The sequence below is a fragment of the Taylorella equigenitalis ATCC 35865 genome, assembly GCF_000276685.1.
Classification (GTDB): Bacteria; Pseudomonadota; Gammaproteobacteria; order Burkholderiales; family Burkholderiaceae_B; genus Taylorella; species Taylorella equigenitalis.
Map to the genome: position 1 here is coordinate 84,800 of NC_018108.1, position 13,879 is coordinate 98,678.

At 38.9% G+C, this 13,879-nt stretch carries 8 protein-coding genes; 6 read left to right on the forward strand and 2 right to left on the reverse strand.

Annotated elements, in window-relative coordinates:
• Positions 1-32: 32 nt before the first annotated feature.
• On the reverse strand, positions 33-2,684 hold the full coding sequence (locus KUI_RS00415; protein ID WP_014840018.1) for a hypothetical protein: 2,652 nt from the start codon (positions 2,682-2,684) through the stop codon (positions 33-35).
• A 114-nt stretch (positions 2,685-2,798) separates the two neighbouring features.
• Complete coding sequence (locus KUI_RS00420) at positions 2,799-3,275, reverse strand: TssQ family T6SS-associated lipoprotein (protein ID WP_013521883.1); 477 nt, start codon at positions 3,273-3,275, stop codon at positions 2,799-2,801.
• 229 nt (positions 3,276-3,504) lie between these two features.
• Here KUI_RS00420 and tssJ point away from each other — a divergent pair, with 229 nt between their 5' ends.
• The 6 genes from tssJ to KUI_RS00450 are packed head-to-tail and all read left to right on the forward strand — an operon-like array spanning position 3,505 to position 13,842.
• A complete protein-coding gene (gene tssJ / locus KUI_RS00425) occupies positions 3,505-4,014 on the forward strand; it encodes a type VI secretion system lipoprotein TssJ (protein WP_014840019.1) in 510 nt (169 codons plus the stop codon).
• Positions 4,015-4,026: 12 nt separating this feature from the next.
• Positions 4,027-5,379: a type VI secretion system baseplate subunit TssK gene (gene tssK / locus KUI_RS00430; protein WP_014840020.1), complete on the forward strand. Its 1,353-nt coding sequence runs from the start codon at positions 4,027-4,029 to the stop codon at positions 5,377-5,379.
• Between the two features lie 7 nt (positions 5,380-5,386).
• Positions 5,387-6,724, forward strand: a complete 1,338-nt coding sequence (locus KUI_RS00435; protein ID WP_014840021.1) for a DotU family type VI secretion system protein — start codon at positions 5,387-5,389, stop codon at positions 6,722-6,724.
• An 11-nt stretch (positions 6,725-6,735) separates the two neighbouring features.
• The gene (tssM, locus tag KUI_RS00440) at positions 6,736-10,362 is read left to right on the forward strand and encodes a type VI secretion system membrane subunit TssM (protein ID WP_013521887.1); all 3,627 of its coding nucleotides are present in this window, start codon (positions 6,736-6,738) and stop codon (positions 10,360-10,362) included.
• Between the two features lies 1 nt (position 10,363).
• Positions 10,364-11,086 (forward strand): type VI secretion system-associated protein TagF, encoded by a 723-nt coding sequence (gene tagF / locus KUI_RS00445; RefSeq protein ID WP_014840022.1) that lies wholly within the window; start codon positions 10,364-10,366, stop codon positions 11,084-11,086.
• 5 nt (positions 11,087-11,091) lie between these two features.
• Positions 11,092-13,842, forward strand: coding sequence for a PEGA domain-containing protein (locus KUI_RS00450; protein ID WP_014840023.1), 2,751 nt, complete (start codon positions 11,092-11,094; stop codon positions 13,840-13,842).
• Positions 13,843-13,879 lie beyond the last annotated feature (37 nt).

Consider the following 13,879-nt stretch of genomic DNA (forward strand, 5'->3'; position numbering starts at 1 on the left):
CGGTGTTCACATAAATCTTAGAACACCGTTTTTTAATCCTCTTTTAAGCTATCCAAAAGTGCAAACAGCTCTTCTTCCTCTGAAATAGTAGGTTTTGCAGGGTTTTGTGACTCATTTAAAGTTGAAGGTGTGTCATTAGAAAAAATATGATGAGCATACTGCTCTGTACTATCAGATTGAACCTCACGTAAAGGATCTAGCTCCATCTCAATTACTGATGAAGCAACAATCCCATCCATAGGCTCATGAGATTTATTGTCCCCTTGAGTATGGTATGCAAATGGATGTTGATTATCATCATAGTTATACTGCTCAGGATTCTCTTCCTCTTTGAATAAATCATTAAAAAACTGACTGTCCATTTGATGAGTGCCCATGTTGGGCTGAGGAGCATTTCCTTGTGGATATCCACCGTAATTTGGATTTTGCATCTGTCCTTGATGCTCTGGGTAATATCCACCTTGTGGTGGGTAATTTGGATTTTGTGAGTACGGATTGGCTTTCTGAGCAGGTTTCGACGGAGTTTTGAACATACTAAATGGGTCGTCGCTAGAATCCCCATCATCAAACAAATCATCCAAACTTAAATCATCTAATGACAAACTATCAAGATTCCTAGAAGCTGAATCAAAATCACGCATTAGCTCTTTAGGGTCTATTTTTGCGGGCTCAGGAATAGGTTGACCCGTATTTACAATCATATTCTGTGGTTGTTGACCATGTGCCAACGCAAGATTAGGGTCTACATATTGTGCTTCCATAACAGGTTGTTGACCTTGTGCCATTGACAAATTAGGATCAATATACTGAGCTTCCATGCCAGGTTGAAAATTAATTTGTTCCTGTGGCAATGCCTCCGCCTGCCCCTCTGGTGTCAATAAATCGTCAAACCCAAGTGGGTCATCAGATCCCATTGTTTGTGAATTTTGCTCAATAGCTAAAGGAGAACCTTCTAAAGGTGTATCATGTGTGAATGCAGCAGTTTCTATAGGTGCAGATGATTCGGATTGGTTAATATCAGAAGAAGGTGCAATTTGTATAGGTGTCGAAACTTCAACAGGAACATTTGTTATTAAAGATGAAGGATTGGGTTGTTGTGAAATAGCATCGTTTCCGTGAGGTACATGACTAATATCAACAGGCACTTCAGTCTTCTGAGCCAGTATTGAAGCTATGCTATTTGCCTCTTGTGAAGCTTCCACTGGTATTTGTGTAGAAACTTGAGATGTATCTATGGATTTATTGGTAACCAATCCAGAAGTTGCAATTTGTTCCGTTGAATCTGTAGGAATAATATTTTGCTCTGCAACAGAATTAGGAATCACAGGCTGTATGTCTGAATGGTGAGTTGTTTCTGTTTGAGCAGGTGGTAAAGTTTGAGCAGGTGCTTCTGCATCCATATTAATAGAAGCTACAGCTTCAGCTTGTGATTCTTGGATAACTGTAGTTTGTGATTGAACTGGCAATACAGGTTTAGCTTGAACCTGTTCTATGGCTTGTGGAACATGCTGAGCTTGAACCTGCGGTACACTTGCAGAAGCCATAACAGGAGCCACAGTAGTGGAATGAGCAGGTTCAAACATAGGTGCATGGCTACTTATGGGTTGCATGTTCCCCATACCATAACTCATAGGTGTATTCATGCTCGCACCCATAAATGGATTCATCGGAACTCCCATATCAGAACCCAAACCAGTCCCCATCGGAGTTGCTTGATAATTTCCTTGAAATTGAGGGTTTGGAGGTGGCATGCCAGGCGTTGCACCCATAGGTAAAACAGTTGGAGCTGTAGCCCTATTTGAGGAATTTCTATCCCTTCTTCTACCTGTACCCCTTTGAGGTAATTCAGTACCAGGTTTAACAGGAGGTGCACCCATAGGAAGAACTGTCGGACCTAAACCGTGAGCCCTTTCTCTACGCCTAGATCCAGTATTCTGATTTTTCATAGGTGTAGAAGTTCTAGCAGGCTGAAATTGTGGATTAGGTTGTTCACCAAATCCAACTTGTGGTCTAACCTGATTTTGAAAATTTGGATTAGGGTTTGGGGCACGGTTTGGCATACCGTATCCGTAAGGTTGAGGATATCCAGATTGAGGTCTACTCATACCTTGCATAGGTGATGGTGAATTAGGGTATGGCATGCCCTGATTATTGTTTTGCGGGTATAAATTGGGCTGATAAGGATTTTGATTGTACATCCCTTGATTAGGGGGATAACCAGTACTGTTCGGGGTTTGGTTGTTATAACTGCCTGGATAAAAATTATTCCCCATACCAGACATATTATTAGGAGATCTTTGTCTAAGACCTGGATTTTGGTTTGGTATAGGCTGTGGTCTTTCTCTACGCCTTGGGTTTTGTAATTCAGGACCGCTTCCGGGCTGATTTTTAGACTCAGAACAGGTGCAGTTGTATTGGGCTATTTGGATTTGATCGCCCACATGAAGAGTTATCTCCTGACCTTTAACTACTGGCAGAAAATTGACCTCAATTTCAAGGTCGCCGATATTTTTTAGAATAACGCCCTTAGGCATGATTCTAATTGCAACTTGTACAAGAGCTATAGAATTGGAGTCATCTTGCAAAATCACGGCATTATGTGAAGCCGTACCTAAAGTAATTCCTGGAGGAACTATATCAACTTCAGCATAGGAGTTTCCTTCTAAGTAAATTGATAGTTTCATACCCAAAACGTTACCTCGCTTAAAAAATTAAATCCTCAAATGTGACTAAGATTAACCTAGTAACAGATGAGGATAATAAATTAATGTTAAAGAATTATTTTCTATTTCTAGTAATTATTTAATTTTAATTGCTTTACCAGTTTCAGGGTTAATAACTCTTAAACTTCCTTTAGGAGATCCGTCTGCTTTTGTGGCAATGTGAGCATTTGCTTTTTCTTTAGCAAACACAGGGCCCCAAGACGGATGACCTGCTTCAGCTGGTTCTAGATTGAAATTAGGATCTAAATCCAAAATGGTATCAAAAGTTTTTGTGCAATCTCTAACTTTGTTAGAAACACATTGTGAGAATGCTAGGAATTTTAAAGATTGAGTACGGAATGGTAAACCGCCAGCTTGATATTCTGGCATTTGAGAGACATCTTCGATAACTGCATCATATGAACCTGCAGTAAATTTTTTGCGTAGTTCTTCAAGTAGTACTTGCTCTTTTTCACTATAAGGTGATTTTGGTTCTTCTTTTTTTGGAGATGAACAAGCTGCCAACACTGCAGAAATAAGAAGGCAGTTTAAAAGATATAAATTTTTTTTCATAATAAACCCTAAAAATTATTACCGTAACGATAATATAACAATCCTTGTTAATAATAGTCAGTCAAACATTGATAATTAATCTAGCAAAACTGAGTAATTTATTGCAATTATTCAAGCACTTAGTGCTGTGTAAAAGCATAAAATGATATTTTATAACGTTTTTTTTACCGTTATTTTACGTTTTGTTTTGTTACGTGTTACTTTCAAAAATACAACATAGGAGTTAGTTATGAAGAATTTATTTAAACTGGTGCTTTTATCACTTGTTGCTACTATTGTGGTGGCATGTGCTTCTACAGAGAAAAAATTGGCTGTTCCATATATAGTTGAGATTTCAGCTTCTCCAGATTCTAATCAAAGCAACGGTCGTCCTTCACCAATTAAAGTTGTTGTTTATGAATTATCTAGTTCTGATGCATTTAATCAAGCAGACTTTTTTACTCTACAACAAGACTACAGAAAAGTACTTGGTGACCAAGTTCTTGGAGTTAAATCAGTAATACTTTCTCCAGGTGAAACTAAAGAACTTAAGTTCTCTGGTAGCTTAAACAGCAAACATATCGGTGTTATCGGCTACTATAAAGAATTTAACTCCTCTAAATGGAGATTATTAGTTGATCTTCCTGAAGCTAAATCTACAAACATTTATAAATTCTGGCAGCGTTCCCCTAAAAGTGCACGTATTAGAATTCAAGCCGGAGCGAAGGAACTTGTAGTATTGCCACCAGAAACAAAATAATAGGCTTAATTCATGAGCATAGAAAGTAAAGTTATATGGACTGAGGGCATGTTCTTGCGCCCTCAGCATTTTCAACAGCAAGATAGATATTTAGATTCAAAGCAGAAGGTGCTTCTTGAGGCATCTTCAACTTATTTTTGGGGTTTCTCTCAGTTAGAAATTGACCAAAACGCACTTAAGGAAAATAAACTTTCAATATTAAAGGCTTCAGGTATTTTTAAGGATGGGACAGCTTTTTCTTTGGGACCTAATGAGGTTCCTATGCTACCTTTAGATACTTTAACTAGAGAGGAAACTATTTATTTAGTTTTACCTTCAAGAGAGGCTTCACGTCAGGAAGTTTCTTATGACGAAGGTAGCGATTTATTAGCTAGATTTAGTGTTGTTGAGACTACTCTATCCGATGTTTCCGATATAACTTTAGGTGAAGCACCTGTTCAAATAGGTAAGCCAAAATTTAGGTTTATGCCTGATTCTGAAATCGATGGAAGTTGGATTAAGCTTCCACTTGTTCATTACAAAGGCAAAAATAAATTAAATATAGTTGAAGTTGATAGTGGATTTATCCAACCAACTTTAAATTGTACGTTTGTTGATAATCCTATTACCAATCATCTTTCAAAAGTAGTGGAATTATTAAATCTTAGGTCTACTGAGCTTTCTAAGCGCTTTAATCCTAACAATAGAACTTCGGCTAGTACTACTTACGAAACAATTATTCTTGGTATCGTTAATAGAAATTTAATTTTATTTAGACACTTATATACGCTTGAGTATCTGCACCCAGAGGTGTTCTTCAGATACTTATCTATGTTGGTAGCAGAACTTGCAATGTTCCATCCAGATAGCATTGCCATAAATAAAATCCCTTCTTATGACCACGACGCATTAAAAGTTCCACTTGAAAATCTTATGAGTCAGATAGGTGATGCACTTAATATCGTATTTGAAGATGCATACGTATCTATACCGCTTGAAGATAAAGGGCATGGTCTTAGTGTGGGTAAAGTACCAGACAAAAGCCTTTTTGCAAAATCGCAATTTGTACTTGCTGTCAAAGCGGATTTGCCAGGAGAGTCTGTACGCAAGACATTCCCTCAACAAGCAAAACTTGGACCTACAAATCGTATGCGCGATCTTGTACATTTACAACTTCCAGGTATTACGCTTGAGCATATGGATCAAGTTCCTGCAGCATTGCCATACCATGCGGGTTATATCTACTTTAACCTAGTAAAAGATGGAGATATGTGGAATCAATTTGAAAAATCTTCAACATTGGCACTGCATTTGGCGGGTGAATATCCTGGACTTGATATGTTATTCTGGGCTGTTAAAAACACTGACAAACGTAATTCGAAGTGAGTAATTAATGTCTTCTAGAGATTATGTAGATTCGAAGATGGGGCCTTGGGGGCAGATACACCAACAGCGCTACGATGATTCAAATAAAATTAGACCCGATAATTTTGTAATTAGTGGTTCCAACCCTTTGGTTGCGGCCGCTAATCCATTATTGACACTGCTACCACAAATTAGGTTCTCACAGCATCACGATAATGTGGATATGCTACGTGAATTGTTGGTTGAAGAAGTTAGACAATTTGAAGTTAGGGCTCAAGAAAAGGGAATTAGTAAGGAGACTATTCTAGGTGCTAGGTACTGTTTATGTACCGCAATAGATGAAGCTTGTGCCATGGCTCCTTGGGGGCAACAGGGATTGTGGTCTGGTAAAAGCTTGTTAGTTACCTATCATAACGAAACATGGGGTGGTGAGAAGTTTTTCCAACTACTTCGTAAGCTTTCTCAAAATCCAGAAAATCATATTGATCTTCTAGAACTTATGTATTTCTGTTTGATGCTTGGATTTGAAGGAAGATTCAGAGTTATTGAAAATGGACGTTCGCAATTAGAAACCCTGAAACAGCGCCTGTTGCTTATTATTAAAAAAGTTAGGGGTGCCTATCCTGACACTCTTTCTCCGCATTGGAAGGGAGATGAGATTATAAATAAGATTAAACGCCTTCCAATTCCACTATGGGTTGTTGCAGTGTTTGGATTTGCATTAGCGGTTTTAGCATATATATTATTTTCATGGCTACTCGGCGGAAAGTCAGATGATGTCGCATATGACATAGTTAAGATCAAACCACCTGCTATGCAGATTGCTGTACCCGTTCGTGTTGTTAGAACTGAAGGACCTAAACGACTAGCCCAATATCTTGAATCTGAAATCAGAGAAAACTTGCTTACTGTACGCGATGAGTCTGACCGAAGTGTCGTGGAACTAAGGGGAGATGAATTCTTCGAATCAGGTTCTGCAGATATTAAAAAACAATTTGAATCTGTAGTTAATCGTTTGGGCGATGCACTAGATGAAACAGAAGGTAATATTCTTATTACTGGACACACAGATAATAGACCTATCAAAACGATTCGATTCCCTTCAAACTGGGATCTATCACAAGCTAGGGCTGATGCCGTAGCTAAAATTATTGAATCTCGTTTGACACAACCTAATCGTATTAGGTCTGAAGGTAAAGCGGACACCATGCCTGTTACCTCTAACGATACACCAGAAAATAGAAAACGAAATCGTAGGGTTGAAATCACATTATTGATTCCTGCGCAATCTAAAAAATCCCGTCCGACCACTCCGTTTATAGTTCCAACACCTGAGGGTACAAAAACTATAAATCCAGATAATTAGTAAGGGTAAGCATGTTCAGCCTTATAAATTTGTTTATCACAAGAATTTTTAGTTTTTTGTTTAGTAGAGCTTTGTGGTCATTTCTTGGCCTTGTAATTCTTTCTTGTTTGATTTGGTTTTTAGGTCCTGCACTAAGGGTTGGAGAGTTTGCTCCACTTGAATCTCGTGATGTGAGGATGTACTTAATCATTGCCATCTTTGCACTTTATTTCTTAAGGTTGTTTTGGAGGAAATATCGAGAAGGACGGCTTAATGCAAAGCTCTTAGGACAACTTAAAAGCAAAAAACCTAAGGACAATGAAAAACTTACCGAGAAAGAGCGTGAAGAAGTCAGAGTATTATCAGAACGCTTCGATGAGGCGATTGCACTTTTAAAACAATCCCGATTTGAAAATGGTAAAGACAAATCGTTATCTGCTAGATTTTCTAAACAATATCTTTATCAATTGCCTTGGTATGTGTTTATTGGGGCTCCAGGTTCAGGTAAAACTACGGCTTTAGTAAATTCTGGGCTTAATTTTCCATTGGCAGAGAAATTTGGTCGTATGGCTCTTAAAGGCGTGGGAGGTACTCGTAATTGTGATTGGTGGTTTACTGATGAGGCTGTACTTCTGGATACCGCAGGTCGATACACTACACAAGATAGTAATACTGCGACTGACGAAGATGAGTGGAAGGGTTTCTTAAAACTTCTTACAAAATATCGAGCAAGGCAGCCGATTAATGGTGTTATGTTGACTGTCAGTGTGTACGACTTGCTTGCTTCAACTCAAGAGGAGCGTGCGAAACACGCAGTTGCACTTAAAAAACGTCTCCAAGAATTACGCGATGAATTGGGTACAGAGTTTCCTGTTTATATTCTCGTTACTAAGATGGACCAATTGCATGGTTTTGAGGATTACTTCGATAACCTTAGTGTTGAGGAGCATCAGCAGGTTTGGGGTTTCACGTTCCCGTATGAAGAGTCTCAAGAGGAGGGATTTAGTTTCTACGATTCGTACGAAAAAGAATTCCAAATTCTGCAAGAGCGTTTATTCGACGGGCTTCCAGATTTGTTAATGAAAAACAGGAATTTAGAAAGCAGTTCATTGGCGTATTTATTGCCACAGCAATTTGCAAATTTAAGAATTGTACTTGGCACTTTCCTAACCGAAGTTTTCTCATTTAGTCGCTTGGAATCTAAAATTGTTCCACGTGGCGTTTACTTCACTAGCGGAACTCAGGGTGGTGTTAGTTTCGATAAAGTTAGTGAGGACTTAAAAGATTATCTGCAAATCGACGGCATTTCTCAGCACAACAAAGCACCTGTGCTTGAGGGCGGAAAAAGCTATTTCCTAACCGACCTACTTCAAAATTTAATTTTCAAGGAATCAGGTTTGGCTGGTGTGAATCTGAAGTGGGAGAAGCGTTATCGTCAAATGCAGTGGATTGGGTATGGTTTAGTTGGGTTGCTTTTGCTAGGAGCCTTAACTCTTTGGTTTAATAGCTACCGCAATAACACTAGATATCTTGATTTTGTGGAAGAGAAATTACCAGTACTTCAAAATCATAGTAACAACATTAAAATTTCTGAAAGTGGTGATGTTTTCAGTATATTGCCTTACCTCAGTTTAGTTAAAAAGCTTCCAAACGGTGAGACTTTCAATGTTGAGGATGCTCCGTTTTCTTATGGCTTTGGTTTGTACCAGGGTGGCAAAATTAAATCAGCTTCGCGCTCTATATACGATGAGGCTATTCATCAGGTTTTTGCACCTCAGATAGCTAAAAGAATTGAAAAACGTTTAGCCACAATGAGCGATGCAAATATCGTTGTTTATTACGAGGCTTTACGTGCTTATTTAATGATGTATGAACCCGAACACTACGATAAAGACTACTTTATGCAGTGGGTGCTTCATGATGTAGTAGCCGATAAATCTGCTCAATTCAATAACGAACAGTTCCAGTTACTTCGTGAGCATATGGATTATTTATTTGGACAGGGTGCTTTTGTATCTCCATTCCCATTAAATGAGGAATTAGTGCAGTTGGCACGTGACCGTATAGATGCTCATGACTTAGCTGAACGTGCCTACAATCGAGCAAGAGAAATTCTAAAACAAGATTCAAAATACGATGTATCACTTATGAACCTTGCTGGGGTGCAGGCCTCCACAGTATTCCGTCGTAAAAGTGGTGATGCTTTGAATAAAGGTGTAAATAGAATTTTCTCTTATGAGGGATATTGGAATAACTTCAATAAAAATATTGAAAAGATTGCCATCCAACTTAGAGAAGATGATGAGTGGGTTCTCGGGATTAACAACACAAAATTTGCTGATGGCAGTGCAAACAAACTTGTTAATGATGTAAAAAAACTCTACTTTGTAGACTATATCAGGGAGTGGGATGCCTTCTTAGCGGATGTGGAAGTAATTCCACCTAAAAATTTAAGTCATGCAATTGAGCTTTCTCGCAGTATGTCATCATCTAATTCACCTCTTACAAAATTTGTTAAGGGTGTAGCTGCAGACACAACATTGCTTCGTGAGGATGTTGACTTCCAAAGAACATTGGTTGATAGGGCTACAGAAAGTGCCTCAAGTATGGCATCTTCGCTAACTTCCTTGATGGGACCTCTTGATACGGGTGACCTTATTAAGGGTAAAGAAGAGCCTGAAAAACTTGAGTCCATGGTTGATAACCACTTTATCGATTACCATGAGTTAGCTGTCAGTGCTGGCAATAACCAAGATGCACCTATTGAAGGCACTATTGACTTAATCGAGGAGTTATACAATTTCTTGACGGCTTCTGAGACCGCACTTAGGACCAAAGTAACATTGCCATCCCAAGATGTTATTTCTAAGCTTCAGGCTGAATCAGGTCGTTTACCACCTGTTGTGGGTAACATGCTTACTTCGATTACTGCAGAAGCTTCAAAAGCGATTAACTCTGGAGCACAAGCCAATATCGGTGCGGATATTAATGCACAGATAGGTATGTCTTGCAGGAACTCGATTACAAACAGATATCCATTTAGATCTACTACTAGGGATGTGGCTCCTAATGATTTTGCTAGATTCTTTGCACCAAATGGTTTGATGGATCAATTCTTTAATAAGCACTTAATCAATATGGTGGATATGTCCAAACATCCATGGCGTTTTAAACCAGGTGTAGACGGCTCAAAAGGGAATATTGCCAAATATCTTTCTTCTTTCGAAAAAGCATCTGTAATTCGTGATGTTTATTTTGCTGGTGGCAAACCTGAACCTTCTTTTAAAGTGTCTATTAGGCCAGTTGAGATGGATGCAAGTATAACTCAGATGGTTCTTAATATTGATGGTCAAACTCTGACTTATGAACACGGTCCACAAATTGGTAAGTCGTTTGATTGGCCAGGTCAGGGAAGCAATCAAGTTTCAATTACTCTTAGCCCGATTGATGGAACATCATCCTTGACGACAAATGGTCCATGGGCTTTAAACCGTCTTATCGATAATGCAAAAATTAAAAATGGTCGCTCGCCTGAAGTAATTTTCGCAACGTTTAATATTGGGGGACGTTCTGTGAAACTTGAAATCACAGCCAATTCCGCTAAGAGCCCGTTCAGACTTGGCGAGATGCGCAGTTTTACTTGCCCAGGAGTTAACTAAGATGCTTACAAAAGAAAATCTTAGTAGTGTGCTTGGCTGGTACGGCAAAATGCCAGCTGGTGGCGATTTTCTATATCGGAGAATTCCTACAGAGTTGATGGACTGGTGGCATAAGTGGCTTGAGCAGGGATTGATTTATAGCAAATCACGTTTTGGTGCAGAGGAATCGTATTTCCACGCACCTATTTGGAATTTTGCAATTCCTGCTTCGAATGGTTCAAACTACTTTCAGCTTGGATCGTTAGCTCCTTCAAGAGATAGAGTTGGTCGTATATTTCCACTTCTAATTACTTTGTATTTACCAGCTCAGTATTACAATACTCAATTAATTGATGGTGCTTCTAATTTTTATAGCAAAATTGGAGAGGCTTTAAGACAGGCTGTTTCATATGGTTGTCCTGCAAGCGACTTTGAATACGTTGTTTCCTTGGCAAATGAAACTTTTGGCAATATGTTGTCAGGACCCCAACAGACAGTTGCTCCTCAGATTAATTCTGAAGACATTCTATCAATCCTTAACGACGGGCACTCTGATGATGCCCTTATGGAGGATTACTCAGATGACAGTTATAATGTATGGGATGGGCTTAGTGAATTCTTTAACCCAGAGGGTCTTAATAGCTATTGGTGGACTAGTAATATAACTGGTGCTCCATATAAAACTTATATTCATGGCGGTGTTCCTAATAACACTTTGTTCAATGTATTATTTCTTCAGGCATAATAACTATGTACTTAAATATACAACTAACTAACGCTCTGAGATCTATCGGTTCTGACTGGGTGCCCCTTAGTCAAACAGACTTATGGCATGGACATATCCAAGCAGAAGATGCTCAGGATCTTGTTGAAGATTTAGCTATTGAGCTTAAGCCACTTCACGAGCAAAATAGATTTTATGGAGTGTGGACGCTTGATACTATTTTTGAGGATAGTAATGGACATTTCCACATACTTCCTAATTTCAGTCTTGATATTATTAAAAACCCAAGCTTACAGCAGCTAATTTCACCATTTTCTGCTTACGAATTAGTTACAGATAATTTTCTTTGGCCTTTGGGTCCGCATACTGATGTGTACGGTTTAGGACAGGTTATTCGTACATTGCTTATGAAGGTTATGCCTACTCCTGCTGTTAATAGGACGATGCAGGATCAGGAACCGTTAAGTAACTATCAAGTTCAGTTTTTTACTCAATCACAATTGCAAGCAATTGATAAGGCTTGTGCACTTGAAATTCCTGCACGTTTTGCAAACTTAGATGAGTTCAGTGTTGCTATTGGTACATCAGGGCAAAGTTACAACCTTCCAGTCTCTAGTACAGATGAAAGTGGAATTATTCTCCCTGATGATTTTGATTTTGAAAGTAAACCTGAAGAGCAAAATTTAACTGGTGCAGATACATCTGATCAAATAAAAGAAGATATTCAACAAAAAGATGAAGAGCAACAAAAAGATGTACCTCCTACATCATCAGATACTTCTAAACCTAAAGATGAAACTTCTAAAGGATTTATAGGCGGATTGTTTAAAGGAAAATCCAAAGAAAATAAATCATTAGACACAAACAAAGAACGCAAAGCCCGCGAAAAGCGTGAAGCCGAAGAAAAACGGTTGCGTGAAGAGGAAGAACGCAAGGCTCGCGAAGCACGTGAAGCAGAAGAAAAACGGTTGCGTGAAGAGGAAGAACGCAAGGCTCGCGAAGCACGTGAAGCAGAAGAAAAACGGTTGCGTGAAGAAGAAGAACGCAAGGCTCGCGAAGCGCGTGAGGCAGAAGAAAAACGGTTGCGTGAAGAGGAAGAACGCAAGGCTCGCGAAGCACGTGAAGCTGAAGAAAAACGGTTGCGTGAAGAGGAAGAACGCAAAGTCCGTGCAGAGCGTGAAGCAGAAGAAAAACGTCGCCACGAGGATGAAGAACGTAAACGTAAAGCTATCCTTGCTTCAGCAACAGTTGCTAAATCTAGCTCTGTTACATCATCTCCAAAAGCAAAAAATGATGACAACTTGTTATCTATTTTCGATAACGAAAATGCTAGACCTTTGGAACCTGTTAAACCAGCGTCTACCAACTCGAATGCCTCGACTTCAAAATCTCCAGATGAGGGCACATCAAATAAAACTGTTGCATCTGTAGCCACCACAACGATCGCAACTACTGGTTCCGTAAAAGCTGATACTTCTAAATCTTCCAAATCAGGAGATGAAAAATCGAAAAAAACTGAGGACAAATCTCCTGTTTCAGCTAGTAGTCTTGCTACTGACTCTGTGGCTTCAAAAGATAACACTAGTTCTGAATCTAGTACTCCTGAGCAGATCGATATGCTTAAATTGCAATCGGCAAATGCTAAAAATAACAAGAAAAAAGGTTCATTATTACCTATTATTTTCGTTGTTATTTTGCTGTTGTGTTTGGGTGGATTGACTTATTTCCTACTTTCTGGAGATGATAAAAAATCTCCTAATCAAGGTGGCTTTGCTCCTATTGCACCGATAGAAAAACCAAAAGAGCAACCTGCTCTTAACCCTCCTGTAGAACCTCCAAAAGAGGAACCTAAAAGTACTGCAGATTCTGGCAATAACAACCAATCGCCTGAAAGTGCTTTGTCTGCTTTATTTGATGATAAAGAAGATAAAGAAAACAAACAAAAAAATCCTGAACCAACTTCAAATGCAACTGATTCTGGTACAGCAACAGTTACTGATACTAATGCAACAAGTACTCAACAAGAACCAGCTCAGCCTTCACCAACTGACAATGCTACTGGTACAGCTCCAGTTGAAGACACAAATACAACAAATACAACAAATACAACAAATTCAACAAATTCAACTGATAGCTCTAACCAAGTTGCAAATTCGTCAACTACAGTAGCTCCGACTGAGTCAGCTAGTGAGACTTCACCTGCACAGTCAAACACTACTGTGGATCAAGGGCAAAGTGAAACAACAAATACTACTGTGGATCAAGGGCAAAGTGAAACAACAAATACCGCAAGTGCTACAACTGATTCTTCTAGTACAAACAATCAAGATGCAAATGGGCAAAGTGGTCAAAATTCAGATTTGTCAAACCTAGTTGCTAATCCTGATAAGCAGACCGAAGAACAAATAACTGAGGACACACTTAAAGAGGAAGAAAAACGTTTAGCTGATGAAGCTGCTAAACGCAAAGCTGAAGAAGATGAAGCTAAGCGTAAACAGGCAGAAGATGCTGAAGAGTTAAGAAGACAAACTAAAAAACTTGAAGAAGCTAATCGTCAGAAAATTGCCAAACGAGGTACTCTTCTATTCTCAGTTGTTCCTTGGGGTGATGTTAAAGTTAACGGACGTAAGTATGGTGCTAGCCCTCCGTTTAAACACCTAAACGTTTCTCCTGGTAAGTATAAAATTACAATTACAAACGGCGAATTCCCACCTGCTGTTTATAACGTGGAAGTTACTGAAGGAAAAACAACAACTGTACATCACGTGTTTCAGTAATTTAGTGAACCCTTTATTTCTGTTGTGAATAAAGGGT

Coding starts and splice junctions, on each gene's coding strand:
- KUI_RS00420 (WP_013521883.1), bottom strand. CDS start 3,275: ATGAAAAAAAATTTATATCTTTTAAACTGCCTTCTTATTTCTGCAGTG.
- KUI_RS00415 (WP_014840018.1), bottom strand. CDS start 2,684: ATGAAACTATCAATTTACTTAGAAGGAAACTCCTATGCTGAAGTTGAT.
- KUI_RS00435 (WP_014840021.1), top strand. CDS start 5,387: ATGTCTTCTAGAGATTATGTAGATTCGAAGATGGGGCCTTGGGGGCAG.
- tssJ (WP_014840019.1), top strand. CDS start 3,505: ATGAAGAATTTATTTAAACTGGTGCTTTTATCACTTGTTGCTACTATT.
- tagF (WP_014840022.1), top strand. CDS start 10,364: ATGCTTACAAAAGAAAATCTTAGTAGTGTGCTTGGCTGGTACGGCAAA.
- KUI_RS00450 (WP_014840023.1), top strand. CDS start 11,092: ATGTACTTAAATATACAACTAACTAACGCTCTGAGATCTATCGGTTCT.
- tssK (WP_014840020.1), top strand. CDS start 4,027: ATGAGCATAGAAAGTAAAGTTATATGGACTGAGGGCATGTTCTTGCGC.
- tssM (WP_013521887.1), top strand. CDS start 6,736: ATGTTCAGCCTTATAAATTTGTTTATCACAAGAATTTTTAGTTTTTTG.